Genomic DNA, 26,634 nt, shown 5'->3' with positions numbered 1-26,634 from the left:
GTGACGAGCACTCCAACGACCTATCCCCAGGCCATGCGGTCGGTCAAGCGACCCGACCCGGTCGCTGTCGGCACCATCGTCTGGCTCGGCAGCGAGGTCATGTTCTTCGCCGGCCTCTTCGCGATCTTCTTCACCCTCCGCAGCACCTCGCCCGAGTTGTTCGCCGAGCGGTCCGAGGTCCTGAACGTCCCGTTCGCGGCGATCAACACCCTGATCCTGATCCTGTCATCCGTCACGTGCCAGGCGGGTGTCTTCGCGGCGGAGAAATTCCGCCCGTACCGCACCGGCAGCATCTGGAACTTCCGCCAGTGGGGCATGGTCGAGTGGCTCTTCCTCACCTTCGTCATGGGCGCCGTGTTCGTCTCCGGGCAGGTCTGGGAGTACGCAACGCTCGTCGCCGAGGGGCTGCCGATCAGCGAGGATTCCTACGCCTCGGCCTTCTACATCACCACCGGCTTCCACGCCCTGCACGTGACCGGCGGGCTCATCGCCTTCCTGATGGTCATCGGGCGTGCGTACGCCGTCAAGAACTTCGGACGCAAGGAAATGACCACCGCGATCGTCGTGTCCTACTACTGGCACTTCGTCGACGTGGTCTGGATCGTGCTGTTCGCCGTCATCTACCTGCTGCCCTTCGTGAGCTGAGAGCGAGCTGAAACCCGACATGGCACGACACACTCCTCGCCGCTCGAACGGACGCCGCAGCCCCTGGGCTGCGGCGGCCCTCATCGGTATCGGCCTGCTGGTCACCGGCGGCGTCTACGCCGGCGCGTCCGCGGCCGTCGCCGCTTCCGAGCCGCAGACCGTCGCCTCCGCCCTCACCGTCGAAGACGGCAAGAAGCTGTTCCAGGCCAACTGCGCCACCTGCCACGGCCTGGACCTGCAGGGCACCGACAACGGGCCGTCGCTGTACGGCGTCGGCGAACTCTCGGTCGAGTTCCAGGTGGCCACCGGCCGCATGCCGCTGCAGATGCAGGGGCCGCAGGCTCCGCAGAAGCCGGTGCAGTTCACCCAGGAGCAGATCGACGCGATCGCCGCCTACACGCAGTCGGTCTCCCCCGGTCCCACCTACCCGGACGCGCACGTCCTCGACGGCGAAGGCGACGTGTCCAACGGCGCCGAGCTGTTCCGCATCAACTGCGCGATGTGCCACAACGTGGCAGCCGCCGGCGGTGCCCTCACCGAGGGCAAGTACGCGCCCGCGCTGACCGGCACCAGCGCTCTGCACATGTACGCCGCCATGGTCACCGGCCCGCAGAACATGCCCGTCTTCAACGACTTGACCCTCACCACCGAAGAGAAGCGCGACATCATCTCTGCGCTCATCTACATGCAGGAGAACGAGTCGGCCGGCGGATTCTCGCTCGGTTCGCTCGGCCCTGTCTCCGAGGGCCTCTTCATCTGGATCTTCGGTATCGGCAGTCTCATCGCCCTCACCGTGTGGATCACGGCGAAGTCGAACTGATCGATCACTGACACAGCATTACGGAACGTACGAGGAGCACCATGACACACGAGGACGACGCGCTCGAGCACGAGAGGGCTTCTTGGAAGCCTTCCCCGGGGCTCGCAGTCGCGGTATCCGACCCCGTGCACAACCCGGGTCTGCCCCCGCATCGCGCGCGCATGACGGACAAGGATCCGGCGGCGATGAAGCGCGCCGAGCGTACGGTCTACACGCTGTTCTACCTCTCCCTCGCGGGTAGCATCTGGGCGGTCGCCGCCTACATGATCTTCCCGATCGAGAGCGGTCGGATCATCGACATCCGCCACAACAACCTCTTCATCGGTCTCGGCATCGGGCTGGCACTGCTGGCGATCGGACTGGGTGCGATCCACTGGTCCAAGGCGATCATGTCCGACAAGGAGTTCACCGAGCCTCGTCACGCCACCCGTGGCCGCGATGCCACCCGTGCAGCCGCGGTGCAGGGCTTCCGCGAAGCCAACGAGGAGTCCGGGTTCGGCCGTCGCACCATGATCCGCAACTCGCTCTTCGCCGCCCTCGCGGCGTCGGTGATCCCCGGCATCACGCTGTTCCGCGGTCTGGCCCCGGAGAACACTCCCGAGCACCCGCACGCCGGCGATCCGGTGTACCTGCTCAGCCACACCATGTGGAAGGAAGGCGAGCGTCTCGCGCACGACCCCAGCGGTCTGCCGCTCCGTGCCGCCGACATGACCCTCGGCTCCGCTGTGCACGTCATCCCCGCGTCGCTTGCCGAGCTCAGCCACCACGACGGTTACCTCGAAGAGAAGGCCAAGGCCATCGTGCTTGCCGTGCGGCTGCTCCCCGAGCAGCTCAAGGAATCGGCCGATCGGGCCGACTGGTCATACGACGGCATCGTGGCCTACTCCAAGGTCTGCACGCACGTCGGCTGCCCCGTCGCCCTGTACGAGCAGCAGACCCACCACCTGCTGTGCCCCTGCCACCAGTCGCAGTTCGACGTGTCGGACGGCGCGGCGGTCATCTTCGGTCCGGCAGCCCGCCCGCTGCCTCAGCTGCCCATCACCGTCGACGACGAGGGTTACCTCGTCGCCCGCAGCGACTTCACCGAGCCGGTCGGCCCGAGCTTCTGGGAGCGCCATTGAGCACCGCAACTGTCACCGAGGCAACGGCCGAGGAGCCGAAGTCGTCGAACGAGAAGCCGCTCGGCGGCAAGTTCGTCGCCGGCGCCGCGAACTACATCGATGAGCGCACCAGCCTCTCCGGGTTCGTCAAAGAGCTGGGCCGCAAGATCTTCCCCGACCACTGGTCGTTCATGCTGGGTGAGATTGCGCTGTGGAGCTTCGTCGTCGTGCTGCTGTCCGGCACGTTCCTGACGTTCTTCTTCCAGGCGTCGATGACCGAGACGCACTATTACGGTGCGTTCGCCCCGATGCGCGGCATCGAGATGTCTGCGGCGCTGGAATCCACGCTGCGGATCTCCTTCGACGTCCGCGGTGGCCTGCTGGTGCGCCAGATCCACCACTGGGCCGCGCTCGTGTTCATCGCGGGCATCGGCGTGCACATGCTGCGCGTGTTCTTCACCGGCGCGTTCCGCAAGCCCCGCGAGCTGAACTGGGTCATCGGCTTCGTGCTGTTCATCCTGGCGCTGGGCGAGGGCTTCACCGGGTACTCGCTTCCCGACGACCTGCTCTCGGGCAACGGCCTGCGCATCATCGACGGCATGGTCAAGGGCATCCCGCTGGTCGGAACCTGGATCTCGTTCCTCCTCTTCGGCGGCGAGTTCCCGGGCACCGACATCGTGGGACGGCTCTACACACTGCACATCCTGCTCCTCCCCGCGATCCTCGTGGCGTTGCTGGTCGTGCACCTCATGCTGATGGTCATCAACAAGCACACGCAGTTCGCCGGCCCCGGCCGCACGAACAGCAACGTCGTCGGTTACCCGATGATGCCGGTGTACATGTCGAAGATGGGCGGGTTCTTCTTCATCACGTTCGGCGTGATCGTCTTCATCGCGGCACTGTTCACGATCAACCCGATCTGGAACTACGGCCCGTACGACCCGTCGCCGGTGTCGGCAGGTACGCAGCCTGACTGGTACATCGGCTTCGCCGATGGTGCGCTGCGCCTGGTGCCACCGCACCTGGAGTCGGTCTTCCTCAACCACACCTGGTCGTGGAACATCCTGCTGCCCCTGGGCGTGCTGGGACTGTTCATCGTGCTCGTCGCGATCTACCCCTTCATCGAGGCGTGGATCACCGGCGACAAGCGCGAGCACCACATCGCCCAGCGCCCCCGCAACGCCGCCACCCGCACCGCCATCGGCGCGGCCGGCGTCACGTTCTACGCGGTGCTGTGGGCTGCGGCATCCTCGGACATCATCGCCACACACTTCTTCCTCACCATGGAAGGCGTCATCCACGCCCTGCAGGCGCTGCTGATCGTCGGCCCGGTCATCGCGTACTTCGTCACCAAGCGCATCTGTCTCGCGCTGCAGAAGAAGGATCGCGAGATCGTGCTGCACGGCTACGAGTCAGGTCGCATCGTGCGCCTGCCCGGCGGCGAGTACATCGAGGTTCACCAGCCCGTCGACGAGTACGAGCGCGTCAAGCTGGTCAGCACCGAGACCGACGCACCGCTGGTCGTGCGGCCCAACGCCAAGGGACGCATCCCGTGGCACGAGAACCTGCGCGCGAGCCTGTCGCGCTGGTTCTTCGAGGACCGCCTCACTCCGCTGACGCAGAGCGAGCTCGACGCGGCCGTGGCGCACCAGCACCACTCGCTGGACGAGATGGCCCAGGAAGAGGCCGCAGAGATCCAGGGCGCCCACGAGCGCGCCGGTGTCCCCAACGCTCCCCTGCACCCGATCGACGACGGTCACAACAGTGAGACGGCCAACCGCCCCTCGAACGTGATCATCCCCGACGAGGGCGACGAGAAGAAGAACTCCACGGACTCCTGAGTCCGGCAACGAGGAACGGCCCCGGCGATCATCGCCGGGGCCGTTCCTCGTTGCGGCGGGGGTTCCTGCGGGGGCTACCGCCGCGTGGGGCTGTCTCGCGCGGTGAGCACCGCAGCGGCCGTGAGCGCCACGCCGCGGTCGGGATCCGCCGCCAGCGTCGACAGGATCCCTGCCGCCTCCGACCCTGGGAGGGCCGCGAGCGTCGCGGCGATGCGTCGTCGATCGGGCGCCGTGGCCGTCGTGGCAGCATCGCGCAACACGCCCGCGATCGTGCGCGCAGTGCTCTCCTCGCCCGCGAGCATCGCGAGCAGGTCGCCGGCCTCGATGTCGTGCTCACCCACGACGACGTGGGCCACGAGAGCGTCGATCGCACCCGTGTCCCCACCGCGAGCTCGCGCGAACTGAGCACGTGACCGTACGCGCGGGTCCGCGTGCTCGGACTGGCCCACCAGGACGGCGCGAGCCGCGGGCGAGTCGATCTTCTCCAGGGCTTCACGCGCACGACGTCGATGATCCGGCACGGGCGACGTCAGGGCAGCGGCGAGCAGCGGCACCGCCGCCGCGTGCGCTCGGGCAAGGGCCCACTGCAGCGCACCGGCCGCGTTGGCATCCCGTTCACGGACCATCGCATCCACCAGCACCGCGGCGTCGCGCTCCTCGACGTGCACGAGCGACAGGGCCAGCCGCTGGCGCTCGGATGCTCCGCAGCCATTCGACACCCTGTCACAGTGTCAAGGTCAAGCGGAACGCTTCGGCAGGATTACGACGGCGCTTGTCCGCCGCCGGCTCGTGCGGCTGCGGCATCCGTCCCTAGCGTGAGGATATGACTGACGCCCAGACCTTCTTCGCCGCAAAACTGCGTCACGAGACGGACCCGTCCGACGTGTACGCAGCCCAGCAGGCAGGCGACGCGTTCGTCCTCGTCGACGTGCGTAGCGCCGAGGCGTGGGAGCAGGGCCGCATTCCGGGTGCCGTGCACCTGCCGCACCGACAGATCGCCCGGCGCGCTCGCCAGGAGCTGGATCCGGCGGTGCCGGTCGTGGTCTACTGCTGGAGTCCCGGATGCAACGCCGGCGCCAAGGGCGCGCTGGCGTTCGCCGCCGCCGGGTATGAGGTGCGGGAGATGATCGGCGGTTACGAGTACTGGGCGCGGGAGGGCCAGCCGATCGAGAACGAGTATGGACCGCTCCCCCGCACCTTCGACCCGCTGGTGATGCGCGTGCACTGAGCCGGCGGGGGTTCAGGCGGTGTCGAGGCCCTCGAAGAAGCGCTGCGCCGCGGCGCCGGCGAACACCGGAGCCTCGTCGAACTGCGCGGGCCCTGCGACGACATCGCACACGACCGCCGTAGCGTTGTCCCGGGTGCCGGCGTCAAGCGCCACGCGCACCACCCAGTCCGCCGCGCGCTCGGGCGACGGGGCGAGGGCGAGCAGACGCTCGAGCTCGTCGCGCGGGACGTAGTCGCTCACGCCATCGCTGCACAGCAGCCACCGGTCCCCCGGCATCGGCTGCAGCTCGGCGACGGAGACGACATCCTCCTCATCGCCACTCAGCGACGCGGTGATGATGTTGCGACGGGGGTGGACTGCGGCCTCCTCGGGGCTCAGCAACCCCTGGTCAACGAGCGCCTGCACCAACGAGTCGTCGCGGGTCTGCAGGCTCAGCGCCCCGTCACGCAGCAGGTACGCGCGCGAATCGCCGGTGTGTGCCAGCAGCAGCGCCCCGTCGTGCCCGAACCACAGCCCGGTGAAAGTCGTCGCCATGCCCGCAAGGGTGGGGTCGCGGCGGGCGTGTGCGCCGATGTCCCAATTGGCCCAGCGGATGCGGGCGGCCAACTGCTCCGCGTCGCGCATCACCGGGCGGCCGGACACGAGCCGGTGCAGGAGCGCGGACGACGCCAGGTCGCCGGCCGGGCCGCCTCCGACGCCGTCGGCGACGGCGGCTGCCCAGGGCGCGGCGAACGCGGCATCCTGATTGATGGTGCGGAACTCGCCGACGTGGGAAACGGCGGCGGCTCTCAGTCGAGCCGTCATGGCAGGATCAGCGCGCGAAGTACCCGCGGTAGTACTCGAACACCCACCCGACCAGAGCGATGACGAACACACCGATTCCGATCGGGATCATGAACGCACCGACCGCGAAGCCGATCATCGCCAGTGCAGCCGAGAACGCGAGCACCAGGGGCCACCAGGACCACGGGCTGAACTCCCCCATCTCGGGGTCACCGTCATCGATGTCCGCCGTGAGGATGTCCTCGGGCAACTCGCCGCCCTGCGCCCGGTGCACACGGTCCACGTAGAAGCCGATGAGACCGGACATGAAGACGGTGAAGAACAGCGCGACCGAGCCGACCCATTCGATGGCCTGGTACCAGGCCAGCTCGGGGTACGCGATGATGTTCCACCACGTGTAGACGATGCCGACGATCAGGAAGAAGACGCCGAGGATCCACCACAGGTTGACGTTGGTCTTCACTTACTTCACCTCTCCTTCGGCGACGTCGACAACGGGGGCGTCTGGGGCGTCCTTTGCAGGACCCACGCCCACCGGGACGGCGGCTTCGGGGTGATTCAGGTCGAACGCCGGGCGCTCACTGCGGATACGCGGGATCGACGTGAAGTTGTGGCGCGGCGGCGGGCAGCTGGTGGCCCACTCGAGCGAACCGCCATAGCCCCACGGGTCGTTCACGGTGACCGTCTTGGCCTTGCGCGAGGTGATCCACACGTTCAGGAAGAACGGCAGCATCGATGCGCCCAGGATGATCGCGCCCACGGTGGAGAGCTGGTTGCCCCAGGTCCATCCGTCCGCCTCGGAGTAGTCGGCGTAGCGGCGCACCATGCCGTCGACACCGAGCCAATGCTGGACGAGGAAGGTCATGTGGAAGCCGATGAACAGCATCCAGAAGTGCACGTAGCCGAGACGCTCGTTGAGCATCCGACCCGTCCACTTCGGCCACCAGAAGTAGAACCCGGCGAACATCGCGAACACGACCGTGCCGAACACCACGTAGTGGAAGTGCGCGACCACGAAGTACGAGTCGGACAGGTGGAAGTCCAGCGGCGGCGAGGCGAGGATGACACCGGTCAGGCCACCGAAGACGAACGACACCAGGAAGCCCAGCGCGAAGACCATGGGGGTTTCGAACGTGATCGACCCGCGCCACATGGTGCCGATCCAGTTGAAGATCTTCACCCCGGTGGGCACCGCGATGAGCATCGTCATCAATGCGAAGAACGGCAGGAGCACGGCTCCTGTGACGTACATGTGGTGCGCCCACACGGCCACCGAGAGTGCGGCGATCGCGATCGTGGCGTACACGAGGGTCTTGTACCCGAAGATCGGCTTGCGGCTGAACACCGGGAAGATCTCCGAGACGATGCCGAAGAACGGCAGCGCGATGATGTAGACCTCGGGGTGACCGAAGAACCAGAACAGGTGCTGCCACAGCAGCACACCGCCGTTCTGCGGATCGAAGATGTGCGAGCCCAGCACGCGGTCGGACGCGGCCGAGAGGATCGCCGCGGCCAGCACCGGGAAGGCCATCAGGATCAGGATGCTCGTGATGAGCGTGTTCCAGGTGAAGATCGGCATGCGCCACATCGTCATTCCGGGGGCACGCATCGTGATGATCGTGGTGATGAAGTTCACGGCGCCGAGGATCGTCCCGAAGCCGCTCATGCCGAGGCCGAGCATCCACAGGTTTCCGCCCGCACCGGGCGAGAACGTGGCATTGGCCAACGGCTGATAGGCGAACCAGCCGAAGGCGGCAGCGCCCTGCGGGGTGAGGAAGCCGGAGATCGCGATCAGCGACCCGAACAGGAACAGCCAGAAGGCGAAGGCGTTCAGACGCGGGAACGCGACGTCGGGCGCACCGATCTGCAGCGGCAGGATCGCGTTGGCGAACCCGGCGAACAGCGGCGTCGCGAACATCAGCAGCATGATCGTGCCGTGCATCGTGAACAGCTGGTTGTACTGCTCCATGGTCGGCACGACCTGCATGCCGGGCTGGAACAGCTCGGCGCGGATGATCAGCGCCATGACGCCACCGAGCAGGAAGAACAGCACCGAGGAGATCAGGTACATGTACCCGATCGTCTTGTGGTCAGTGGAGGTGATCCACTTGACGATCAGGTTGCCCTTCTGCTCGACGCGGGACGAGCTCAGGAGCGCGGCCTGTCGCGGCGGAAGGGTGGTGGGGCGGGCGTGTTCGGTGCCCTCCAGTAGCGTCGCCATATTCAGTGGTCTCCCTGGGACTCGCTGGTCCCCGTACCCGGCAAATTCTGCAGTCGGTCGTATGCGTCGTTGATGTCACCCGTCTGCCCGGCTTCACGCAGGGAGACGAGGTATTCCTCGTATTCGGCTTCGCTGACGACCTCAACGTTGAAGAGCATCATCGAGTGGTATTCGCCGCACAGCTCGGCGCACTTGCCGGCGTACGTGCCTTCGCGGGTGGGCGTGAAGGACCAGTAGTTGTCCTGCCCGATGTACATGTCCTTCTTGTAGAGGAAGTCGATGATCCAGAAGGAGTGGATGACGTCGCGCGACTGCAGGTGGATCTTCACCGTCTGGTCGACAGGGAGCACCAGCGTGGGGAGTTCTTCCTGGTTCACGTCGCCGTTGGCTGCGGCCTCGGCCTGGACACCCATCGTCCAGACGGCGTCGTCCGCGTCACCGTCTTGGTCGTTGTACTGGAAGTCCCACGACCACTGCTTGCCGATGGCGGTGATGGAAACGTCGGGGTCGTCGTACTGCGTCTCGAGGATGGACTGGTCACGTGCGGTGAAGGCGAAGAACCCCACCACGAGGATCAGCGGCACGACCGTGTAGAAGATCTCGATCGGCATGTTGTAGCGCATCTGCACCGGCAGGCCGGTCTGGCCGCGGCGACGACGGTAGGCGATGGCAGCCCAGCCCATCAGGCCCCACGTGATGACACCGACGGCCAGCAGCACGATCCATGAGTTGACCCACAACCCCGAGACCATTTCGGTCCGGTTGGTGGTCGGGGTACCGTCCTCCACGAAGCCGGGAAGGAAGCCGTTCAATTCCGTCGGGGTGCATGCGGCAAGGGAGACTGCCGTGGCGATCCCCAGAGGGATGATTGCCCAGCGGAGGCGGCGTTTCGATCGCACGGTGGACCTTTCCGGGACGCGGATATGACATCGGCCAGTCTAGGGCAACGTCACACCGCATTCAGGCCATCTATTCAGGTTTGAAAACGCATCGTCCGGCGGTTTTCCCTGGCTGATCAGCCAGGGAACCGCCGGACGAGAGGCCGCGAAACCTTCAGATCAGTGGAAGCTGTCCCCGCACGCGCAGCTGCCTGCGGCATTGGGATTGTCGATCGTGAAGCCCTGTTCGGAGATCGTGTCCTTGAAGTCGATCATCGCGCCGTCGAGGTACGGAACGCTCATGTCGTCGATGATCACCTCGACGCCGTCGAAGTCGACGGTCTTGTCGCCGTCGAGGAAACGCTCGTCGAAGTACAACTGGTAGATCAGGCCCGAGCATCCGCCGGGCTGCACCGCGACGCGCAGTCGCAGATCGTCGCGGCCCTCCTGTTCGAGCAGGTTCTTGACCTTGGCGGCGGCCGCGTCGGTGAGCGCCACCCCGTGGTCGCGAACGGCCTCGGTGACGGGCAGTGCGGTGTCGGTCATAGACTCTCCCGGTGTTCGGGCCGCCGGCGGGCGGCTGGATGCCACGATTCTACCCGCGCCGCCTGGGTGCGGCTCGAAATCACACCGTCCTGGCGTCGAGCCGCTCCAGCAGGAGCGCCTCGGAGACGAGCGCGTTGCGGAATGTCTCCAGATGCAGCGACTCGTTCGGGCTGTGGGCGCGGGCGTGCGGGTCCTCCACACCGGTCACCAGGATCTGAGCTGCCGGGAACTCGGCGACGAGGTCGGAGATGAACGGGATCGAGCCACCGACCCCGATGTCCACCGGCGTCACGCCGTAGCCGTCCGCCAGCGCGGCGCGCGCCTCGGCGACGGCCCAGCCTGCCGTGTCGACGAGGAACCCGTCGCCGCAGTCGACGTCGGTGAAGGTCAATTGTGCGCCGAACGGCGCGTGTGAGCGCAGGTGGGCCTCGATCGCCTCGTAGGCCTCGCGCGCCGACTGTCCGGGGGCGACACGGGCGCTGATGACCACCGACACCTCGGGGCTGAGCGTGTTCGACGCGTTCGCGACGGTGGGCGCGTCGATGCCGGTGACCGTCAGCGAGGGCTTGTTCCAGATGCGGCTGAGGATGGTGCCCGAGCCGACCGGCGAGACCTCAGCGGGCAGGCCTGCCTCGTCGCGGAGGGTCTCCTCGCGGTACTCCGGGGTCTGCGCATCGCGCTGCGTGAGCCCGGCCACCGCAACGGCGCCGTCGTCGCCCCAGAGGGTCGACAGCAGTTTGATGGTGGCCATCATCGCGTCGGGCACCGCACCGCCGAACATGCCGGAGTGCGACGCGTGCTCGAGGGTGCGCACGGTGAGGGTGAACCGGGCGTTGCCTCGCAGCGACACCGTCACGGCGGGAGTGGTGGCATCCCAGTTGCCGGAGTCGGCGACGACGATCACATCGGCGCGCAACGCGTCGGCGTTGTCGTGCAAGAACTGCGCGAACGAGCGGGAGCCGGCCTCTTCCTCCCCCTCGATGAACAGCGCCACCCCCAGGTCGAAGTCCGCTCCGAGCGCCTCGGTCAGTGCGCGCAGCGCGCCGATGTGCGCCATTACACCGGCCTTGTCATCGGCGGCACCACGGCCGTACACGCGGCCGCCGCGCACCGTCGGCTCGAACGGCGGGGAATCCCACAGCGCTTCATCCCCGACCGGCTGCACGTCGTGGTGGGCGTACAGCAGGATCGTGGGTCGGCCGTTGCGCGCAGCACGTGTGGCGAGCACCGCGGGCATGCCGCGCTCGTCGGTGCCGGGGATCGCGGCATCTCGGATCTCGACCCGGTCGAAGATGCCGAGACCTTCGGCGAGCTGTTTGACCGCCTCGGCGCTGCGCAGCACCTGGGCCGGGTCGAAACCGGGAAACGCGATAGAGGGGATGCGCACCAGCGTTCCCAGGTCGGCGAGTGCGGCGGGGACGGCGGCTGCGGCAGCAGCGCGCACCGCCTGGGGGCGGGACAGCTCGGAGGTCATGCGGGTAATCTTAGGCTCAACCCCTTTTTCTGCTATTCAGAGGATCCAGCCGTGGCACACACCCCCGCTCCCGCGCCGAAGGACGCGTCCACCGAGACGTCCACCGAGCAGGTGGGGCAGCGCAAGGGCCGTCCGACCCCGTCCCGCTCGGAGCGCGAAGCCGCCCGCAAGCGTCCCTTGGTGGCCGACACCAAGGAAGCCCGTGCCCGCGCGAAGGCCGAACTGGCCACCGCACGCGAGAAGGCCCGCATCGGCATGGCCAACGGTGATGAGCGTTACCTGCCGGCCCGCGACAAGGGCCCGCAGCGCAAGTTCGCGCGCGACTTCGTCGACGCCGGGTGGCACCTGGGCGAGATCGTCATGCCGATGATGCTGTTCGTCATCATCCTGACTTTCGTTCCGATCCCCGCGATCACCTACTGGTCGTTCGTCGGCCTGTGGATCTTCATCCTGTTCGTCATCGGCGACATGATCCTCACCTCGATCCGCGTGAAGCAGGCGGCGAAGGTGCGCTTCGGCGACCGTCGCGAGAAGGGCCTCGGCTGGTACGCGGCGATGCGCACCATCCAGATGCGCTTCATGCGCCTGCCCAAGGCCCAGGTCAAGCGCGGCACCAAGATCGCGTAAGGGCCCGCCGCCTCAGCGCGGGGGTCAGCGCGCTGCGGCCAGCCCGCGGTTGATCTGCCGCGCCCACAGCGGGCCGCGGTACAGGAACCCGGTGTAGCCCTGCACCAGATCGGCGCCGGCATCGAGGCGTTCGCGGACGTCCGCGGCGGTCTCCACTCCCCCGACCGAGATGACGCAGAACTGCGCGGGGACGACGTTGCGCAGGACGCGTAGCACCTGCAGCGACCGGGCCTTCAGCGGAGCGCCGGACAGTCCACCGTCACCGGCGGCCGCGACGACGGCGGCATCCGTCACGAGGCCCTCGCGCGAGATGGTCGTGTTGGTGGCGACGATGCCCGCCAGGCCGGCGTCGACGGCGAGGCGTGCGATGGCCTCGATCTCGTCGTCGGGCAGGTCCGGGGCGATCTTCACCAGCAGCGGCGTCGCACCGGCGGCCTGGTGCACGGCGTCCAGCAGCGGGCGCAGCGTCTCCACGGCCTGCAGTCCGCGCAGCCCCGGCGTGTTCGGTGAGGACACGTTGACCACGAGGTAGTCGGCCAGCGGCGCCAGCAGCCGGGTGCTGGTGACGTAATCGGCGGTGGCATCGGCGACGTCGACGACACGGCTCTTGCCGATGTTCACGCCCAGCACCGGCCGCTGGGGCCGGCGGCGCAGCTCTCGCAGGCGCGCGGCGGCCGCCTCGGCACCGCGGTTGTTGAAGCCCATGCGGTTGACCACGGCGCGGTCGGGCACGAGCCGGAACAGCCGCGGTCGGGGGTTGCCCTCCTGCGAGATCGCGGTGAGCGTTCCCACCTCCACGTGGCCGAAGCCGAGCGCCCACAGACCGGTGGCCCCGATCACGTCCTTGTCGAATCCGGCGGCGACGCCGAACGGCGAGTCGAACGTCAGCCCCAGCGCCTGGGTACGCAGTTGCGGCGCAGGCCGGGTGAAGCGGCGCACGAGCGCGGCGAACGGACGGGCGCCGAGGGCGCGGATCACGAGCATGGCCGCATGGTGGGCCGTCTCGGGGTCCATGCGGGTGAGGACGGTGCGAAACAGGAACGGATACATCGCATCCAGCCTAGGCCCGCGCCCGCGGGGAGCTCAGTCGGATCGGGCTGCTGCGGCGTGATCGGCGCGCAGCTGTGCGATCGCGGCGTCGAAGTCGTCCAGCGAGTCGAACGCCTGGTACACACTCGCGAAGCGCAGGTAGGCCACCTCGTCGAGGTGGCGCAGCGGGCCGAGAATCGCCAGCCCGATGTCGTTCGTGTCGATCTGTGAGGACCCGGTCTGCCGGATCGACTCCTCGACCGACTGCGCGAGGACGGCGAGGTCGCCCTCGGTCACCGGGCGCCCCTGACAGGCTTTGCGTACCCCCGACATGACCTTCTCGCGGCTGAACGGCTCGATGACGCCGGATCGCTTGATGACGTTGAGGCTCGCGGTCTCGATCGTCGAGAACCGGCCGCCGCACTTCGGGCACTGCCGGCGACGGCGGATGCTCAGGCCGTCGTCGCTGGTGCGCGAGTCGACGACGCGGGAATCGGGATGACGGCAGAAGGGACAGTGCATGGCACCCGCAAGACTAGCGCCCGAAGCGGGCGGTGACCGCTTCGCCGTGCGCGGGGAGCACTTCGGCGTTCGCGAGCGCGACGATGTCGTCGGCCACGGCGGCCAGCGCATCGTGGTCGTAGGCGATGATCTGCTGCGGCCGCAGGAACGTCGACGCCGACAGACCCGAGGCATACCGCGCCTGCCCGCCGGTGGGGAGCACGTGGTTGCTGCCGGCAAGGTAGTCCCCGAGGCTCACCGGCGATGACGCGCCCACGAACACCGCGCCGGCGTTGACGAAATCGTCCACGCGGGGACCTGCCAGGTGCAGCTCGAGGTGCTCGGGCGCGTACGCGTTGCTGAACGCGGTGGCCGCGGCGATGTCGTCGACGAGCACGATGGCCGACTGCGGCCCCGAAAGGGCCTGTGCGATGCGGTCGGAGTGCAGGGTGCGCGCGGCGCGGTCGGCGACCGCGGCGCCCACGGCGTCGGCCAGTGCCGTCGAGGTGGTGACCAGTACGGCGGATGCCTGTTCGTCGTGCTCGGCCTGGCTGATGAGGTCCGCGGCGACGAGCACCGGGTCTGCGGTATCGTCCGCGACAATGAGGATCTCGGTCGCGCCGGCCTCCGAGTCGGTGCCCACGGTGCCGGCGACGGCGCGCTTGGCGGCGGCGACGAAGTTGTTGCCGGGTCCGGTGACGATGTCGACGGGGGTCAGTTCCAGCGACGGCACGCCGTAGGCGAAGGCACCGATCGCGCCGGCGCCGCCCATCGCGTACACCTCGGTCACCCCGACCAGCCGCGCCGCGGCAAGGATCACCGGGTGCACTCGGCCGTCGTGGTCGCGCTGCGGCGGGGACGCCAGGGCCACCTCGGTGACGCCGGCGACCTGCGCCGGGACGACGTTCATCACGACGCTGGACGGGTAGGCGGCCTTGCCGCCGGGCACGTAGACGCCGGCGCGGCGCACCGGACGCCAGCGCTGCTCGATGCGGGCACCCGGGGCCAGTTCCACCACGGCCGGGGGCGGGACCTGCGCGGCGGAGGCCTTGCGCACCCGCCGGATCACCTCTTCGAGGGCGGCCCGCACCGTCGGGTCGAGCCCAGCGAGGGCCTCGTCAAGGTGAGCGTCGGGAACGCGGATGGCGTGACCGGTCGCACCGTCGAAGCGGGTGGCCTGGTCGCGCAGCGCGTCCTCGCCGTGGGCGGCGACGTCCTGCACGAGTTGCGCGGCCGTGGCCAGCGCCTCGGCGCGTGCGGCTTGGGCGCGCGGGACGGATGCCAGAAGCTCGGCCGCCGTGAGGGCGCGGCCGCGGAGATCGATGGTGCGGAGCATCAGTCCAGATTACCGCCCGCCGATCGGCCGCCCGCGCGCGGCGGGCGGCCGATCCGGGTCAGCCGCGGGTGATGCCGGTCACGTCGTGCAGGTAACCGACCCGACCGTCTTCGTGACGCACGACGAAGATCTCGTTGCGGTCCTCGATGACGAGGGTCCACGCCTCCGGGCCCACGCGGAACAGCGGCACACCGTACTCGTCGACGACGTCGCGCTCCACCGGCACGAGCGCCCAGAACGCCTGGCTCGCCACCGGGGCGGCGGTGGTCTCGGCATCCGTCTGCTCGATCGGCTCGACGTCGGTGGTCTCGGCTTCGGTCGGCTCGATCGGCTCGATCGGCTCGACCTCGACGGTCTCGGCGAACGGGCGGTCATCGTAGGAACGCTCCACGTCGGGGTTCTCGCCGTAGGCGCTCTCGGCGTAGGGCGTCTCACCGTAGGCCGGCTCGGCAACGGGAGCCTGGGCGTAGGGGGCCGCTCCGTAGGGGGCAGCGCCATGCGAGCCCTCCGGGGCGGTGGCCGCTGCGGGCGCGGGGGCGGGACGCTCGGGGGCGGGGCGGGCCGTCACGGGACGCAGCGGGCGGGCGTTGCGGTGCGCCACGACCTCGCGGCGGTGCTGGAAGTCTTCAGCCAGCGTTGGGATGAGGGGTGCGAACACCGTGAGCACCACGCCGGCGAGCATGAGGAAGAACTCCACCCACACGACCCAGCTGCTCACCCAGACACCGTGCTGGATGCCGCGGACGACGTTGGTCCACAGCGCCGTCAGCCACACCACAGCCGAGACCGAGAAGGCCACCGAGGCGAACTGGTCGATCGCGAGCGAGCCGACCCGGCGGATGCCGTCGGGCGAGAAACGGCGCAGCACCACGAGGAACACGGCCACCGTCGGCACGCCGATGGTGAGGATCCAGTCCAGTCCCGCGCTCCACACCGAAGCGCCCAAGCCCAGCGTCTGTCCGATGCCGATGTCGGTGTAGAGCGAGAAGAACGACACGACGAATGCAACGACCCACACCCCGATGAGCGCTACTTCACGCACCGAGAACGGTCCGACGCCGTACTGCGGGGGTACCGCGTCGCCGGCCGGCTCGGCCGAAGCCGTGGCATCCGCTGCTTCGGGCCGGACACCCGCCGTGTTCACTGTGTTTTCGTCGAGCCGCTCGTCGGTCACGTTGTTCCCCTTCGCCGTCGCGCCGAGGCGCGTCATCCGATGGTACCCGGCTCAGCCAAGGCAGTGGGGACCGAGCAGCCCCTTCAGTTCGCCGTAGAGGTCGGCGGTGACCTGCACGTGCATCGGCACGTCGAACACCTTCGACGTCCCGCCCTTGTGCACCTTCAGCGTCACTTCAGTGTCACCGCGATGCCGGGTGAGCACCCGCGCGAGTTCGCCGATGAGGCTCTCGGTCGCCCGGTGTTCGGGCATCGTGAGGGTCAGCGGGCCCGCGGCGTCGGTCGTTCCGAGATCGGGTGAGAACGCGGTCTGCCCGTGCAGGTTGAGCCCGTCGTCGCGGCGGGACACCCGGCCGCGGACGACGAGGATCGAGTCGGCCACGAGCATCGACTGGAACTCGGTGTAGGTCTTCCCCATGAACATGACGGTCACTTCACCGTTGAAGTCCTCGACGGTGATCATGCCGTACGGGTTGCCGCTCTGCTTGGCCACGCGGTGCTGCACGCTCGTGACCAGCCCGGCGATGGTGACCTGGTCGCCGTCCTGCACGTCCTCGCTGGAGAGCAGGTCGTGGATCGACATCGAGGCGTGCTTGGCCAGCGGGATCTCCAGTCCCGCCAGCGGGTGGTCGGAGACGTAGAGCCCGAGCATCTCGCGCTCGAAGGCCAGCTTGTCCTTCTTGGTCCACTCCGGCCGGTCGGGCACCTTCGCCGGCATGATGTCTTCGGTCTCGTCGTACAGGCTGTCGAAGTCGAAGCCGATGGCGCCGGTCGCGGCCTTGCGCTTGGTCTCGACGGCGGCTTCGGTGGCATCCTCATGGATCTCCATGAGTGCCCGGCGCGTGGAGCCGAGCGAGTCGAACGCGCCGGCCTTGATGAGCGATTCGACGGTGCGCTTGTTCGCCACGTGCATCGGCACTTTGGTGAGGAAGTCGTGGAAGCTGACGAAGCTGTCGTCGGCGCGGGCGGCCACGATCCCGTCGACCACGTTCGTGCCGACGTTGCGCACCGCCCCCAGGCCGAACCTGATGTCGTCGCCGACGGCGGCGAAGTACCGGATCGACTCCCCCACGTCCGGCGGCAGCACCCGGATGCCCATGCGGCGGCATTCGTTGAGGTAGACGGCGAGCTTGTCCTTGGCATCGCCGACGCTGGTCAGCAGCGCGGCCATGTACTCGGCCGGGTAGTGCGCCTTCAGATACGCCGTCCAGTACGACACCATGCCGTAGGCGGCGGAGTGGGCCTTGTTGAACGCGTAGTCCGAGAAGGGCAGCAGGATCTCCCACAGCTTCTGCACCGCGGCATCCGAGAATCCGTTGGCGTGCATGCCCGCCTGGAAGCCCGCGTACTGCTTGTCCAGCTCGGACTTCTTCTTCTTGCCCATCGCGCGGCGCAGGATGTCGGCCTGCCCGAGGCTGAACCCGGCGACGCGCTGCGCGATCGCCATGACCTGCTCCTGATAGATGATCAGGCCGTAGCTGGTGCTGAGGATCTCGGCGAGCGGCTCTTCCAGTTCGGGATGGATGGGAGTGATCTCCTGCATCCCGTTCTTGCGCAGGGCGTAGTTGGTGTGGGAGTTCGCCCCCATCGGGCCCGGCCGGTACAGCGCGATGACGGCGGAGATGTCTTCGAAGTTGTCAGGCTTGAGCAGGCGCAGGAGCGACCGCATCGGCCCGCCGTCGAGCTGGAACACGCCCAGCGTGTCCCCGCGTGCGAGCAGGTCGTAGGCGGGCTGGTCGTCGAGGGTGAGGTCTTCGAGCACGACCTTCTCACCACGGTTGGCCAGGATGTTGTCGAGGGCGTCGTCGATGATCGTGAGGTTGCGCAGCCCCAGGAAGTCCATCTTGATCAGCCCCAGCGCTTCGCACGCCGGGTAGTCGAACTGCGTGACGATCTGGCCGTCCTGCTCGCGCTTCATGATCGGGATGATGTCGATCAGCGGTTCGCTGGACATGATGACGCCGGCCGCGTGCACGCCCCACTGGCGCTTGAGGTTCTCCAGCCCCACCGCGGTGTCGAACACCGTCTTGGCCTCGGGGTCGCTCTCGATGACCGTGCGGAACTCGGATGCCTCTTTGTAGCGGGGGTGCTTGGGGTCGAACATCCCGCCCAGCGGCATGTCCTTGCCCATGACGGCGGGCGGCATGGCCTTGGTGAGCTTCTCCCCCATGCTGAAGGGGAAACCCAGCACCCGGCCGGCATCCTTCAGCGCCTGCTTCGCCTTGATCGTGCCGTAGGTGACGATCTGCGCGACGCGCGCGTCGCCGTACTTCTCGGTGACGTACTGGATCACCTCGCCGCGGCGACGATCGTCGAAGTCGACGTCGAAGTCGGGCATGGAGACGCGGTCGGGGTTGAGGAACCGCTCGAAGATGAGGCCGTGCTGCAGCGGGTCGAGGTCGGTGATACCCATCGCGTATGCGGCCATGGAGCCGGCGCCGGAGCCACGGCCGGGGCCGACGCGGATGCCGTGGCGCTTGGCCCAGTTGATGAAGTCGGCGACGACGAGGAAGTAGCCGGGGAAGCCCATCTGCAGGATGACGCCGGTCTCGTACTCCGCCTGCTTGCGCACGGCGTCGGGAATGCCGGCCGGGTAGCGGACCTGCAGGCCGTTCTCGACCTCTTTGACGAACCAGCTCTGCTCGGTCTCGCCGTCGGGGACCGGGTACCGCGGCATGTAGTTGGCCGACGTGTTGAATTCGACCTCGCACCGCTCCGCGATGAGGAGGGTGTTGTCGCACGCGATCTCGTGGTCGCGGAAGATCTGCCGCATCTCGGCCGGCGACTTGACGTAGTACCCGTCGCCGTCGAACTTGAACCGGTTGGGGTCGTCCAGCGTCGACCCGGACTGCACGCACAGCAGCGCCGCGTGGCTGGTGGCGTCGTGCTGGTGGGTGTAGTGCAGGTCGTTGGTGGCCAGCAGCGGAATGCTGAGGTCCTTCGCGAGCCGGTGCAGGTCGGTCATGACCCGGCGTTCGATGGACAGCCCGTGGTCCATGATCTCGGCGAAGTAGTTCTCCTTGCCGAAGATGTCCTGGAATTCGGCGGCGGCGGCGCGGGCGGCGTCGTACTGACCGAGCCGCAGCCGGGTCTGCACTTCGCCGGAGGGGCAGCCGGTGGTGGCGATGAGTCCCTTGGAATACGTCTGCAGCAGTTCCCGGTCCATGCGCGGCTTGAAGTAGTAGCCCTCGATGGAGGCCTTGCTCGACAGCCGGAACAGGTTGTGCATGCCCTCGGTCGTCTCCGACAGCAGGGTCATGTGGGTGTAGGCGCCGGAACCGGAGACGTCGTCGCTGTTCTGGTCGGGCGTGCCCCAGCGCACCCGCGACTTGTCGCTGCGGTGCGTGCCGGGCGTGACGTAGGCCTCGATGCCGATGATCGGCTTGATGCCGGCATCCTTCGCGGTCTTGTAGAACTCGTACGCGGCGAAGGTGTTGCCGTGGTCGGTCACGGCGATCGCCGGCATCTCCAGGCGGGCCGCCTCCTGCACCATCGCGCCGATCCGGGCGGCACCGTCGAGCATCGAGTACTCGCTGTGGACGTGAAGATGAGCGAAGGAGTCGGATGCCACGGGCTCCAGTCTACGAGGGCTCCCGACATCGTCGGTCTGGTCCCGGGCGCGCCGCCTAGGCTGGACGCCATGCCCACCCCCGAGTTCGTCCTGTCATTGCGCGAGCGCATCGGACACGATCCCCTCCCCCTCATCGGGGTCACCGCGATCGTCTTCAAGGACGAGAAGGTGCTGCTGGGAAAGCGGGCCGACAACGGCTCGTGGCAGTCGGTGTCAGGCATCGTCGACCCCGGCGAAGAGCCGGCGGATGCCGCCGTGCGTGAGTGCCACGAGGAGGCCGGTGTCGTGGTCAAGGCCACCCGGCTGGCACTCGTGCAGCAGGTGCCACGGATCACGTACGCCAATGGCGATCAGGCCGATTATCTCGACCTGGTGTTCCGCTGTGAGTGGGTGTCGGGCGAGCCGCACCCCGCCGACGGCGAGCTGACCGATGTCGGCTTCTACGGCCTGGGCGAGCTGACCGACGTCACGCCGGAGCATGTACGCAAGATCGCTCTCGCGATGGCCGAGGACGACCCGGCGACGTTCCGCGGCGGTCGCTAGACGGCGCGGCTCTCCGCCTGCGCGCGGCGGCGGTCCGCGCGCGTCACGATAACGGACCACGGGATCATGATCAGCAGCAGCAGGAACCAGGAGCTCGCCGACAGCCATGCGCCCAGCGGTGTGGCTGTCGCACCGGTGACGTCGAGGGTGAGCCCGATGAGGAACCAGCCGCCCACGAAGTAGGCCAGCGGTCCGCCGAACAAGCTCCACAGCGAGATGCGCGAGCGGTTCTGCTCGATGAACCGCTGCTGCCGCGCCGCGAGGTCTGCCTGGCGACTGCGCACCTGCGCGCTGCGCTGTGCGTCGGTCAGCGCCGCGCCGATGGTCGACAGGTCCGCGGTCCACGGGATGTCGCGCTCCGCGCGGGCCAGGCGCCGCCGCGCGCGGATCGCGCCGATCACCGTGAACAGCACCGGCACGGCGAGCACAAGGCCGGCGATCCACCAGGCATCCGCCGCCGCGAAATCCCAGCGGAAACTCGACCCCGTGCCGTTGTAGTACACCGCGCCGCCCATGACGATCGGCTCGTCGCGGACCCACAGCGGCAGGGTGGCGGCGAAGGCCACCAGGGCCACCGTGAACGACACCGTGATGGCGGCGGTGCGCATGGCGCCGCGGTCGGTGTGCAGCCAGCGGTGCAGGACGACGTCGCGATCGGCGGTCATGGATCTGACGCTACGGGATGCGACCGGCCGGGACGCGCAGCCGGTGTGCCGCTAGAGATCGAGCCGCATCAGTACGCGCGGGAAGCCGCCCGCGATTGCGTCGGTGTCGGCGGCCTTGCGGAAGCCGGCCCGCTCGAACAGCGCGCGGGTGCCGACGTACGCCATGGTCAGGTCGATCTTCTCGCCGTGGTTGTCCAGCGGATACCCCTCGATCGCGGGGGCACCTCGGTCGCGCGCGTAGGCCACGGCGCCATCGATGAGGGCGTGCATGACGCCCTGTTTGCGGTGCCCCGGGCGTACCCGGAAGCACCACAGCGACCACACGTCGACATCGTCGAGGTGCGGGATCCTGCCGTTGCGGGCGAAGGACGTCCCGGCGCGCGGGTAGACCGCCGCCCACCCCACCGGCTCATCGCCGTCGTAGGCGAGCACCCCCGGCGGCGGGTTCTCGGCGCACAGTTCGCGTACCCGCGCGGCGCGCTGCGGTCCGCGCAACGCGACGTTCTCGCGCGAAGGGACCCGGTAGCTCAGGCAGAAGCAGACGTTCGACGCCGGATTCTTCGGACCGACGATCGTCGCGACGTCGGCGAAGACCGTGGCCGGGCGCACCTCGATGACCATGACGGCATCCTGCCCCCTCCCGCAGACAGGAGGAATCCCCTACGCAGGACGATCCGGCGGGAAGCAGCCTGTTGCGGTGAGTTCTCCTGTAGCGGGGAGATGCCGGGGTCAGTCGCCGCGCAGCACGTCGAGCGCGTGCTGCAGGTCCGCCGGATACGGCGAGGTGAAGGTGACCCAATCGGTCGTGGCGGGGTGCGTGAACGACAGCTCACGCGCGTGCAGCCACTGCCGCGTGAGTCCCAGGCGTGCGGACAGCGTGGGATCCGCGCCGTACAGCGGGTCTCCGACGCAGGGATGCCGGTGGGCGGCCATGTGCACGCGGATCTGGTGCGTCCGTCCGGTCTCCAGGTGGATCTCCAGCAGCGACGCACCGGGGAAAGCTTCGATCGTCTCGTAGTGGGTGACGGAGTCCTTGCCGTCGGAGATGACGGCGAACTTCCACGAATGTGAAGGATGCCGACCGATCGGCGCATCGATGGTGCCTGACAGCGGGTCGGGGTGGCCCTGCACGACGGCGTGGTAGATCTTCTCCACCTCGCGCTGCTTGAAAGCACGCTTCAGCGCGGTGTACGCGCTTTCGGTCTTGGCGACGACCATGAGGCCGCTGGTGCCGACGTCGAGGCGGTGCACGACGCCCTGCCGCTCGGCCGCGCCGGTCGTGGCGACGCGGAACCCCGCCGCTGCCAGCGCGCCCAGCACCGTCGGCCCCTCCCACCCCACCGAGGGGTGGGCGGCGACGCCGACGGGCTTGTCGACCACGACGATGTCGTCGTCGTCGTAGACGATGCCCAGGTCCGGCACTGCCACCGGCACGATGCGCGGCGGCTCCTTCTCGGCCCAGGAGACCTCGACCCAGCCCCCGGCACGGAGTTTGTCTGATTTGCCGAGCGTGCGCCCGTCGAGCACGACGCCGCCGGCTTCGGCGACTTCCGCCGCGAACGTGCGAGAGAAGCCGAGGAGCTTCGCGAGGGCGGCATCCACCCGCACTCCATCGAGCCCGTCGGGGACGGGAAGGCTGCGATTGTCCACGATCAGGCCTTCGCGGCCTCATCGGGGGCGGAGGCGTCGACGGCACCGGATGCCGGGTCCGCCGCGGCCGTGTGCTTCTCGCGGGTGCCGTCGAAGCGCATGCCGATGAGCACGAGCACGGCGACGGACAGCATCATCGTCACGATGAAGATGTCGGCGACGTTGTAGATCGCCGACGGCAGCCCGAGCCACATCCACGGTGTGTGGATGAAGTCGACCACGTGGCCGACCAGGAATCCGGGTTCCCGGAACAGCCGGTCGGTGAGGTTGCCGAGGATGCCGCCGAGCAGCAGCCCCAGCACGACTGCCCACCAGCGGGACCGCACGACGCGCACGGTGAGGACGACGATCGTGACCGCCGCGGCGGCCAGCACGATCGTGAAGATCCACGTGACGCCCTCGCCGAGCGAGAACGCCGCCCCGGGATTGCGGGTCAGGTACAGCTGCAGCGCCTCGCCGAAGACGGGAACCGTCTCCTGGTAGGGGAGGTTCTCGAGGGCGAGGTACTTGGTGAACTGGTCAGCGGCCAGCACCGCCACCGCGAGAATCGCGGTGATGGTGCCGGCCGCCGCCGTACGAAGGGGGGTCCGGCCCGTCAATGACCCGGCCTAGTGGCCGACGGCCGAGACCGGCGTCGAACCGGACGAGGTGCCGGTCGAGTCGAGATCCCGCAGCTGGCCCTCGATGTAGCCGCGCAGCTGGGTGCGGTAGTCGCGCTCGAACTGGCGGAGCTCGGCGATGCGAGTCTCCAGCGAGCCGCGCTCCTTCTCCAGGCGCGAGATCTCCTCGCGACCGCGGGCTTCGGCCTCGGCGACGATGGATGCCGCCTGCGACTGAGCCTCTGCGATGAGCTTGTCGCGCTGGGCCTGGCCCTCGGCGACGTGCTCGTCGTGCAGACGCTGCGCGAGCTCGATGATGCCGGCGCTGGCTGCAACCGGAGCGGCAGCAGGCTCGGCGACGGGCGCCTCGGTGACGACCTCTACTGCCTCGACCTGCTCGACCTCGGCGGGGGCCTCGGCGGCGGCGGGGGTCTCGCCCGACTCGTAAGCGGCGAGCTTCGTCTTCAGCTCTTCGTTCTCAGCGATCGTCTTGCGCCATTCGACGACGATCTCGTCGAGGAAGTCGTCGACCTCATCGGGGTCGAAGCCTTCCTTGAAACGCACGTGCTGGAACTGCTTGGTGACGACGTCATCGGGGGTCAAAGCCATTGTCTGGTCCTCTTTCGGAGCTCACGTCGCGGGCCGATCGGGAGCGGCCCGCACGTGCGGGCCGATCCTCTCAGCATAGTCCGACCCGCCACGGGTCGCGAGGCGGTGTCAGCCTGCGATGGTACGGGTGATCGACAGCAACACGAAGCAGATGAGCATCGTGAGCGGGAATGCGAAGTCGATGGCCACTGCGCCTACGCGCAGCGGAGGAATGAAGCGGCGGATCAGCTTGATGGGCGGGTCGGTGACCGTGTAGACGATCTCCGCCGCAATCAGGCCGGCACCACGGGGGCGCCACGACCGGTTGAACATCGGAATGTACTCGAGGATCAGCCGCACGAGCAGCAGCAGAACATAGACGAGTAGAAGCGTGTTGACGATCGCGGCGACGAGGCGAAGCACGTCCACGGCGGATTACTGCGCGAAGGCGGGTGCCTCGGGGTCGGCCTGGGCCACAGCACCGTCACCCGACACCGCGACGTTCTCGGGCGAGAGCAGGAAGACCTTACTCGTGACCCGCTCGATACGTCCGAACAGACCCAGCGACAGACCGCTCGCGAAGTCGATGAGGCGGCGCGCGTCGGCGTCGCTCATCTGCGAGAGGTTGATGATCACGGGGATGCCGTCACGGAAGTTCTCCGCGATGATCTGCGCGTCACGGTACTGCTTGGGGTGCACCGTGAGGATCTCGCTGATCGCGCTGGGCGCCGGCTGCCGCACGACGGCGGGACGGTGAATGGGGGTCACAGGAGCGGTCACCTTCTCGATCTGCTTCTCGCGGCGCGGGGGCTGCGCGACAGGCTCCTCGTAGGCTTCTTCCTCGTCGGCCAGGCCCAAATACACCATGGTCTTCTTGAGCGGGTTCGACATCGCATCCTCCGTGGTTCGCTCGTGTGTTCCGAGGCTATCCGTGCACGGGCCTCGGGCCCGTGATTGCCGAACCGATCCGCAGGTGTGTCGCACCTGCATGAATCGCTTCGGGAAAATCGCCGGTCATTCCGGCAGAGATCCAGGTGGCATCCGCCACCACACCGCGCACCAGGTCCGCGCTGTCGGCCAAGCGCGCAAAGGCGGCGGCGGCCGGTTCGTCCAGCGGGGCGACCCCCATCACGCCGCGGACGCGGAGCGTGGGACACCTCGCGATGACGTGCTCGGCCAGGGCCGCCACGTCCGCCGGTGCCACCCCGCCGCGACCGGGGTCAGCGGTGAGATTGACCTGCAGGAGCACATCCAGCGGCGCCGCTCCCGGTTCGGCTGCCGCGTCCAGCGCGTCGGCCAGCCGGGGCCGGTCGACCGAGTGGACGGCGGATGCCGCGGCGCGGATCGCCCGCGCCTTGTTGGTCTGCGCCTGGCCGATGAAGTGCCACCGCAGTTGCGCGAGGTCAGCCGTTTCCGCTGCCTTGGCGGTGAACTCCTGCTGGCGGTTCTCGCCCACGTCCCGCACGCCCAGGGCGTAGAGGTCCCGCACCAGCTGGGCGGGATGGAACTTCGTCACGACGATGCGCGTGATCCCCGCCGGATCGCGGCCCGCCGACACCGCGGCATCAGTGATGCGCGCGTCGATATCGGCGAGCCGCGATTGCAGATCCACCGTTACTTCAGGAAGTCGGGGATGTCCAGGTCGTCGTCGCCGAAGGCCGACTCGTACGAGTCGGTCGAGGCGGCAGCGGTGACCGAGACCGATTCGCGCTCGCGGGCGGGCTCGGCGGGTGCCGGGACCTCGCGGGCGGCGTCGGCGGCGGGGATCGCCGGGAGCACCGGCGCGGACGTGGAGCGCAGCGTGCTCACCGGGTCCAGCCGCAGCGCGGGCTCGCCCCCGTCGAAGCCTGCCGCGATCACCGTGACGCGCACCTCGTCGCCGAGGGTGTCGTCGATGACCGTACCGAAGATGATGTTCGCTTCGGGGTGGGCCGCTTCCTTGACCAGCTGTGCGGCGTCGTTGATCTCGAAGATACCGAGGTTGGACCCGCCCTGGATCGACAGCAGCACACCGTGCGCACCCTCGATGGACGCCTCCAGCAGGGGCGACTCGACTGCCAGTTCGGCCGCCTTGATGGCACGGTCGGCACCGCGTGCCGAACCGATGCCCATGAGCGCGGAGCCCGCGCCCTGCATGACCGACTTGACGTCGGCGAAGTCGAGGTTGATCAGACCCGGCGTGGTGATGAGGTCGGTGATGCCCTGCACACCGGCCAGGAGCACCTGGTCAGCCGTGGCGAACGCCTCGATCATCGAGATGCCACGGTCGCTGATCTCCAGCAGACGGTCGTTGGGCACCACGATGAGGGTGTCGACCTCTTCCTTCAGCTTCGACACGCCGGTCTCGGCCTGGCTCTGCCGACGGCGGCCCTCGAAGGAGAACGGCTTGGTGACGACACCGATCGTGAGTGCACCGATCGACTTCGCGATGCGTGCGACGACGGGGGCACCACCGGTGCCCGTGCCACCGCCTTCACCCGCCGTGACGAAGACCATGTCGGCGCCGGTGAGAGCCTCTTCGATCTCCTCGGCGTGATCCTCAGCGGCACGACGGCCGACCTCGGGGTCGGCGCCTGCGCCGAGCCCGCGTGTCAGCTCGCGACCGACATCCAGCTTGACATCGGCGTCGCTCATCAGCAGCGCCTGTGCATCCGTGTTCACCGCGATGAACTCCACACCGCGCAGGCCAAGATCGATCATGCGGTTGACGGCGTTCACGCCGCCGCCTCCCACACCCACGACCTTGATCACCGCGAGGTAGTTCTGGTTCTGGCTCATGCGCCGGCCTCCGTATCGTCCCGAACCCTAAACCTTCA

28 protein-coding genes are annotated in these 26,634 nt (G+C 68.2%); 7 read left to right on the top strand and 21 right to left on the bottom strand.

The genetic code is table 11. The features are described 5' to 3' along the window. The first annotated feature begins 33 nt into the window (after positions 1–33). From ctaE to qcrB, 4 genes are read left to right on the top strand one after another with little or no spacing between them, the layout of a single operon-like run. Positions 34–645 carry an aa3-type cytochrome oxidase subunit III gene (gene ctaE / locus NQ151_RS00385; RefSeq protein ID WP_257510120.1) on the top strand — a complete coding sequence of 204 codons (612 nt, stop codon included), beginning with the start codon at positions 34–36 and terminating at the stop codon, positions 643–645. A 19-nt stretch (positions 646–664) separates the two neighbouring features. Beyond that, entirely contained in the window at positions 665–1,465 is an 801-nt protein-coding gene (gene qcrC / locus NQ151_RS00380; protein ID WP_257510004.1) for a cytochrome bc1 complex diheme cytochrome c subunit, read from the top strand. 41 nt (positions 1,466–1,506) lie between these two features. After that, positions 1,507–2,586 carry a cytochrome bc1 complex Rieske iron-sulfur subunit gene (qcrA, locus tag NQ151_RS00375; protein WP_257510005.1) on the top strand — a complete coding sequence of 360 codons (1,080 nt, stop codon included), beginning with the start codon at positions 1,507–1,509 and terminating at the stop codon, positions 2,584–2,586. Beyond that, positions 2,583–4,406, top strand: coding sequence for a cytochrome bc1 complex cytochrome b subunit (qcrB, locus tag NQ151_RS00370; protein ID WP_257510006.1), 1,824 nt, complete (start codon positions 2,583–2,585; stop codon positions 4,404–4,406). The genes qcrA and qcrB overlap by 4 nt, the downstream gene beginning before the upstream one ends. A 74-nt stretch (positions 4,407–4,480) precedes the next feature. On the opposite strand, the gene NQ151_RS00365 is transcribed toward qcrB, so the two are convergent. After that, positions 4,481–5,125, bottom strand: coding sequence for a HEAT repeat domain-containing protein (locus NQ151_RS00365; protein ID WP_257526669.1), 645 nt, complete (start codon positions 5,123–5,125; stop codon positions 4,481–4,483). 104 nt (positions 5,126–5,229) lie between these two features. Here NQ151_RS00365 and NQ151_RS00360 point away from each other — a divergent pair, with 104 nt between their 5' ends. Continuing rightward, positions 5,230–5,634 carry a rhodanese-like domain-containing protein gene (locus tag NQ151_RS00360; RefSeq protein ID WP_257510009.1) on the top strand — a complete coding sequence of 135 codons (405 nt, stop codon included), beginning with the start codon at positions 5,230–5,232 and terminating at the stop codon, positions 5,632–5,634. Between the two features lie 12 nt (positions 5,635–5,646). Here NQ151_RS00360 and NQ151_RS00355 read toward each other — a convergent pair whose 3' ends face one another. The 6 genes from NQ151_RS00355 to NQ151_RS00330 form a co-directional block, all read right to left on the bottom strand. Next, complete coding sequence (locus NQ151_RS00355; RefSeq protein WP_257510010.1) at positions 5,647–6,438, bottom strand: PP2C family protein-serine/threonine phosphatase; 792 nt, start codon at positions 6,436–6,438, stop codon at positions 5,647–5,649. A 7-nt stretch (positions 6,439–6,445) separates the two neighbouring features. Next, positions 6,446–6,880 (bottom strand): cytochrome c oxidase subunit 4, encoded by a 435-nt coding sequence (locus NQ151_RS00350; protein ID WP_257510011.1) that lies wholly within the window; start codon positions 6,878–6,880, stop codon positions 6,446–6,448. Beyond that, a complete protein-coding gene (gene ctaD / locus NQ151_RS00345) occupies positions 6,881–8,638 on the bottom strand; it encodes an aa3-type cytochrome oxidase subunit I (protein ID WP_257526668.1) in 1,758 nt (585 codons plus the stop codon). 2 nt (positions 8,639–8,640) lie between these two features. After that, positions 8,641–9,537: an aa3-type cytochrome oxidase subunit II gene (gene ctaC / locus NQ151_RS00340; RefSeq protein WP_257510013.1), complete on the bottom strand. Its 897-nt coding sequence runs from the start codon at positions 9,535–9,537 to the stop codon at positions 8,641–8,643. A 159-nt stretch (positions 9,538–9,696) separates the two neighbouring features. After that, positions 9,697–10,062, bottom strand: a complete 366-nt coding sequence (erpA, locus tag NQ151_RS00335; protein ID WP_257510014.1) for an iron-sulfur cluster insertion protein ErpA — start codon at positions 10,060–10,062, stop codon at positions 9,697–9,699. A 79-nt stretch (positions 10,063–10,141) separates the two neighbouring features. After that, a complete protein-coding gene (locus tag NQ151_RS00330; RefSeq protein WP_257510015.1) occupies positions 10,142–11,536 on the bottom strand; it encodes a dipeptidase in 1,395 nt (464 codons plus the stop codon). A gap of 51 nt (positions 11,537–11,587) precedes the next feature. Between NQ151_RS00330 and NQ151_RS00325 the strand changes: the two genes are divergently transcribed. Continuing rightward, positions 11,588–12,163, top strand: coding sequence for a DUF3043 domain-containing protein (locus NQ151_RS00325; protein ID WP_257510016.1), 576 nt, complete (start codon positions 11,588–11,590; stop codon positions 12,161–12,163). Between the two features lie 24 nt (positions 12,164–12,187). Here the strand turns inward: NQ151_RS00325 and NQ151_RS00320 are convergent, their stop codons facing one another. The 5 genes from NQ151_RS00320 to dnaE are packed head-to-tail and all read right to left on the bottom strand — an operon-like array spanning position 12,188 to position 19,725. Then, on the bottom strand, positions 12,188–13,213 hold the full coding sequence (locus tag NQ151_RS00320; protein WP_257510017.1) for a quinone-dependent dihydroorotate dehydrogenase: 1,026 nt from the start codon (positions 13,211–13,213) through the stop codon (positions 12,188–12,190). A gap of 33 nt (positions 13,214–13,246) precedes the next feature. Then, entirely contained in the window at positions 13,247–13,714 is a 468-nt protein-coding gene (gene nrdR, locus NQ151_RS00315; protein WP_257510018.1) for a transcriptional regulator NrdR, read from the bottom strand. Positions 13,715–13,727: 13 nt separating this feature from the next. Next, complete coding sequence (gene hisD, locus NQ151_RS00310) at positions 13,728–15,029, bottom strand: histidinol dehydrogenase (protein ID WP_257510019.1); 1,302 nt, start codon at positions 15,027–15,029, stop codon at positions 13,728–13,730. A 58-nt stretch (positions 15,030–15,087) separates the two neighbouring features. Next, positions 15,088–16,239, bottom strand: a complete 1,152-nt coding sequence (locus NQ151_RS00305) for a hypothetical protein (protein WP_257526667.1) — start codon at positions 16,237–16,239, stop codon at positions 15,088–15,090. Between the two features lie 15 nt (positions 16,240–16,254). Then, positions 16,255–19,725, bottom strand: a complete 3,471-nt coding sequence (dnaE, locus tag NQ151_RS00300; RefSeq protein WP_374113825.1) for a DNA polymerase III subunit alpha — start codon at positions 19,723–19,725, stop codon at positions 16,255–16,257. Positions 19,726–19,842: 117 nt separating this feature from the next. On the opposite strand from dnaE, the gene NQ151_RS00295 reads away from it, so the two are divergent. Further along, positions 19,843–20,316, top strand: coding sequence for an NUDIX hydrolase (locus NQ151_RS00295; protein ID WP_257526666.1), 474 nt, complete (start codon positions 19,843–19,845; stop codon positions 20,314–20,316). Here NQ151_RS00295 and NQ151_RS00290 read toward each other — a convergent pair. From NQ151_RS00290 to ftsZ, 9 genes are all read right to left on the bottom strand, one after another. Beyond that, a complete protein-coding gene (locus NQ151_RS00290) occupies positions 20,313–20,981 on the bottom strand; it encodes a hypothetical protein (RefSeq protein ID WP_257526665.1) in 669 nt (222 codons plus the stop codon). The genes NQ151_RS00295 and NQ151_RS00290 overlap by 4 nt on opposite strands. Positions 20,982–21,032: 51 nt before the next feature. Beyond that, positions 21,033–21,602 carry a GNAT family N-acetyltransferase gene (locus tag NQ151_RS00285; protein ID WP_257510024.1) on the bottom strand — a complete coding sequence of 190 codons (570 nt, stop codon included), beginning with the start codon at positions 21,600–21,602 and terminating at the stop codon, positions 21,033–21,035. Between the two features lie 108 nt (positions 21,603–21,710). Further along, a complete protein-coding gene (locus tag NQ151_RS00280) occupies positions 21,711–22,631 on the bottom strand; it encodes an RluA family pseudouridine synthase (protein ID WP_257510025.1) in 921 nt (306 codons plus the stop codon). 2 nt (positions 22,632–22,633) lie between these two features. Beyond that, positions 22,634–23,230, bottom strand: coding sequence for a signal peptidase II (lspA, locus tag NQ151_RS00275; RefSeq protein ID WP_257526664.1), 597 nt, complete (start codon positions 23,228–23,230; stop codon positions 22,634–22,636). 9 nt (positions 23,231–23,239) lie between these two features. Then, complete coding sequence (locus tag NQ151_RS00270) at positions 23,240–23,839, bottom strand: DivIVA domain-containing protein (RefSeq protein ID WP_257526663.1); 600 nt, start codon at positions 23,837–23,839, stop codon at positions 23,240–23,242. 108 nt (positions 23,840–23,947) lie between these two features. Then, entirely contained in the window at positions 23,948–24,247 is a 300-nt protein-coding gene (locus tag NQ151_RS00265; protein WP_257510028.1) for a YggT family protein, read from the bottom strand. Positions 24,248–24,253: 6 nt separating this feature from the next. Beyond that, complete coding sequence (locus NQ151_RS00260) at positions 24,254–24,709, bottom strand: cell division protein SepF (protein WP_257510029.1); 456 nt, start codon at positions 24,707–24,709, stop codon at positions 24,254–24,256. 34 nt (positions 24,710–24,743) lie between these two features. Further along, a complete protein-coding gene (locus NQ151_RS00255) occupies positions 24,744–25,430 on the bottom strand; it encodes a YggS family pyridoxal phosphate-dependent enzyme (protein ID WP_257526662.1) in 687 nt (228 codons plus the stop codon). A 2-nt stretch (positions 25,431–25,432) separates the two neighbouring features. Continuing rightward, positions 25,433–26,596, bottom strand: a complete 1,164-nt coding sequence (ftsZ, locus tag NQ151_RS00250; protein WP_257510031.1) for a cell division protein FtsZ — start codon at positions 26,594–26,596, stop codon at positions 25,433–25,435. Positions 26,597–26,634 lie beyond the last annotated feature (38 nt).

Source organism: Microbacterium sp. zg-YB36, from assembly GCF_024623575.2.
Classification (GTDB): Bacteria; Actinomycetota; Actinomycetes; order Actinomycetales; family Microbacteriaceae; genus Microbacterium.
This window is presented reverse-complemented; position numbering and strand designations above follow the sequence as displayed.

Bases quoted from the DNA above. Each gene is read 5' to 3' on its own strand.
- ctaE (WP_257510120.1), top strand. From the start codon at position 34: ATGCGGTCGGTCAAGCGACCCGACCCGGTCGCTGTCGGCACCATCGTC.
- qcrC (WP_257510004.1), top strand. From the start codon at position 665: ATGGCACGACACACTCCTCGCCGCTCGAACGGACGCCGCAGCCCCTGG.
- qcrA (WP_257510005.1), top strand. From the start codon at position 1,507: ATGACACACGAGGACGACGCGCTCGAGCACGAGAGGGCTTCTTGGAAG.
- NQ151_RS00360 (WP_257510009.1), top strand. From the start codon at position 5,230: ATGACTGACGCCCAGACCTTCTTCGCCGCAAAACTGCGTCACGAGACG.
- NQ151_RS00355 (WP_257510010.1), bottom strand. From the start codon at position 6,438: ATGACGGCTCGACTGAGAGCCGCCGCCGTTTCCCACGTCGGCGAGTTC.
- ctaD (WP_257526668.1), bottom strand. From the start codon at position 8,638: ATGGCGACGCTACTGGAGGGCACCGAACACGCCCGCCCCACCACCCTT.
- erpA (WP_257510014.1), bottom strand. From the start codon at position 10,062: ATGACCGACACCGCACTGCCCGTCACCGAGGCCGTTCGCGACCACGGG.
- NQ151_RS00330 (WP_257510015.1), bottom strand. From the start codon at position 11,536: ATGACCTCCGAGCTGTCCCGCCCCCAGGCGGTGCGCGCTGCTGCCGCA.
- NQ151_RS00320 (WP_257510017.1), bottom strand. From the start codon at position 13,213: ATGTATCCGTTCCTGTTTCGCACCGTCCTCACCCGCATGGACCCCGAG.
- nrdR (WP_257510018.1), bottom strand. From the start codon at position 13,714: ATGCACTGTCCCTTCTGCCGTCATCCCGATTCCCGCGTCGTCGACTCG.
- hisD (WP_257510019.1), bottom strand. From the start codon at position 15,029: ATGCTCCGCACCATCGATCTCCGCGGCCGCGCCCTCACGGCGGCCGAG.
- NQ151_RS00305 (WP_257526667.1), bottom strand. From the start codon at position 16,239: ATGACGCGCCTCGGCGCGACGGCGAAGGGGAACAACGTGACCGACGAG.
- dnaE (WP_374113825.1), bottom strand. From the start codon at position 19,725: ATGCTCGACGGTGCCGCCCGGATCGGCGCGATGGTGCAGGAGGCGGCC.
- NQ151_RS00295 (WP_257526666.1), top strand. From the start codon at position 19,843: ATGCCCACCCCCGAGTTCGTCCTGTCATTGCGCGAGCGCATCGGACAC.
- NQ151_RS00290 (WP_257526665.1), bottom strand. From the start codon at position 20,981: ATGACCGCCGATCGCGACGTCGTCCTGCACCGCTGGCTGCACACCGAC.
- NQ151_RS00285 (WP_257510024.1), bottom strand. From the start codon at position 21,602: ATGGTCATCGAGGTGCGCCCGGCCACGGTCTTCGCCGACGTCGCGACG.
- NQ151_RS00270 (WP_257526663.1), bottom strand. From the start codon at position 23,839: ATGGCTTTGACCCCCGATGACGTCGTCACCAAGCAGTTCCAGCACGTG.
- NQ151_RS00260 (WP_257510029.1), bottom strand. From the start codon at position 24,709: ATGTCGAACCCGCTCAAGAAGACCATGGTGTATTTGGGCCTGGCCGAC.
- ftsZ (WP_257510031.1), bottom strand. From the start codon at position 26,596: ATGAGCCAGAACCAGAACTACCTCGCGGTGATCAAGGTCGTGGGTGTG.